Origin of the sequence: Levilactobacillus muriae (assembly GCF_045862015.1) — a bacterium.
Classification (GTDB): domain Bacteria; phylum Bacillota; class Bacilli; order Lactobacillales; family Lactobacillaceae; genus Levilactobacillus; species Levilactobacillus muriae.
Genome location: NZ_BAAFRU010000073.1, coordinates 1 through 1031, shown reverse-complemented (window position 1 = coordinate 1031; position 1031 = coordinate 1). Strand labels below are relative to the sequence as shown.

Sequence of the window (1031 nt, the reverse complement as noted above, 5' to 3'; positions counted from 1 at the left end):
ATCGCGCTTCTCAGCTATATCGACAAGCACCACAAATAAAAAAGCCGCCCCGATTATAACTTTGGCGAGTTACGGGACGACATTAATATAGTTTTGTAATTATGCCACCGCCTTTGAAGCGGCTTGCATGGGAAGTCTTGTTAGCGCAAGGCTTCCTTTTTCTGTCCATATTATAGCATGTCCTTTAAAAACTGGCTACCGTTTTAAACTTTGATCAAGTTCGGATTCGGGTTGTTTGATTCCTGGATTCTGTTCAGCAAATGCTTGTAGCTGTTTTTGAGTTCGCTTACTGATTTTCTGGTGTATATCATTTAACTGTTTTTTAAATTGTGCTTTCTGTTGTGGACTAGTTGCTTGTTGAATTTGTTGTTGCAAGCCTTGATAGGACTTATTAAGATCATGGGCTGATAGCTTTTTTAGATCATGCTCAGGCTCTTTTGGGGCTTCTTGTAAGCCTAATTGTTTGGTTAAGCCATCGCTAAGTTCAATCACTTTGTTGCTCACTTGCTGAATCTCACTTAAAGCACTATGGATCACGGCTTTATCTTTGGCCCAGGTGGCCACATACCCGAGTGAGTAGTTACTGGTATCAACACCAATATTTTGCATGGCAACATACGCAACCGCTTCGGCTTGGGTTTCCTGATAGGCTCGTGGCCGATCTTTAAAGGCTGATTTTAATCCGTGTAGCTGGCTATGCGCATATTCGTGATATAACGTCTTTAGTTTCAAAGCGTTGTCGGGCTCATCGCCACCAATGACGATTTCATTAGTGCTGGGTTGAAAATACCCCTTAGCCCCATTTAGCGACGCTAAAGGCACTTCGCTGACTTTAAGGTCGGTTTGTTGGTTTAAATAATCTTTGAACGCGTTATATAAGCTTGTCACATTCTGATGATCGGCTAAATTTTCTTTGACAAAGTCTTTAGCACTTAACACTGGTTCACCGCTAGTTTGTGCCACATCAAAGACGGGTAGATAGCGATAACCGACAATGGCGCGCTCATCGGTGGTATCAAGATGCTTCTGCT

The 1031-nt window shown here is 42.5% G+C and carries 1 protein-coding gene; it reads right to left on the bottom strand.

Annotated features, from left to right (window positions below; translation table 11 throughout):
• Window positions 1–195: 195 nt before the first annotated feature.
• On the bottom strand, window positions 196–1031 hold an 836-nt coding region (locus ACKTSF_RS14565; RefSeq protein ID WP_407890303.1), incomplete at its 5' end, for a hypothetical protein.